Source organism: Mycobacterium sp. E2497 (genome assembly GCF_001668695.1).
Taxonomy (GTDB): Bacteria; Actinomycetota; Actinomycetes; order Mycobacteriales; family Mycobacteriaceae; genus Mycobacterium.
Genome location: NZ_LZKD01000027.1, coordinates 1 through 830, shown reverse-complemented (window position 1 = coordinate 830; position 830 = coordinate 1). Strand labels below are relative to the sequence as shown.

Here is an 830-nt window from a genome sequence, read left to right as displayed (position 1 = left end):
ATCAGAAGATCTGGGCAGGCCAGGTGGATCGGTTGAAAGTCGGTGTCGCCCGGCCGTTTTCCCAAACCACGCGCGCGTCGCTGGTGGCCGACCTGCGCCAGATCCTCTCCCCCGACTACGTCTCCCGCGCCCGCGAGCTGGCCGCTCGGATGACCAAGCCTGCGGACAGCATCACCAAGACCGCCGAACTTCTGGAAAACTTCGCGCGCGTGGGACGGATTGGGTGAGGAGCCATACCCCCGACGTCGCCGGTGCACGGCAACTGCAAGGCTAGGACCCGTGACGAAATTCGTTCTCGCCGGGTATGGAACGCGCGGCGACATCGAGCCTTTGGCGGCTGTTGGCCGCGAGCTGGTGCGCCGAGGGCACGACGTGGCCATGGCGGTCCCGCCGGAATTGGTGGGCTTCGCCGAGTCCGCCGGGCTCGCGGCGGTCCCGTACGGCCCGGAACTGCATGATTTCCTCGACGAGGAGTTCCTTCGCAACATGTGGGCGGAGTTCTTCCGGAACATCTGGACGGTCCGCAGCCCGATCAGGTTGATGCGCAAGGTGTGGGAGCCCCTGATCCGGCATTGGGGCGAGGTGAACACCACGCTGACGTCGCTTGCGGCCGGCGCCGACCTGCTCTGCACCGGCCTGAATTTCGAGCAGGCCGCCGCCAACGTCGCCGAGTTCTACGGCATTCCGCTGGCGACACTGCATCACTTCCCGATGCGGGCCAACGGCCAGCTCGTTCCGCGCGTGCCGGCGCCGCTGTTCCGCTCCAGCATGAAGACGGTCGAGTGGTTGTTTTGGCGGTCGACGAAGCGAGTCGAGAACGCACAGCGCCG

General features: G+C 66.4%; 1 protein-coding gene and 1 pseudogene. Both read left to right on the top strand.

What is annotated here, in order from left to right:
- Nucleotides 1-227 (top strand): annotated as a pseudogene (locus A5713_RS02135) (glycosyl transferase family 1); the annotation flags it as partial.
- A gap of 52 nt (nt 228-279) precedes the next feature.
- On the top strand, nt 280-830 hold a 551-nt coding region (locus A5713_RS02130), incomplete at its 3' end, for a glycosyltransferase (protein ID WP_197516272.1).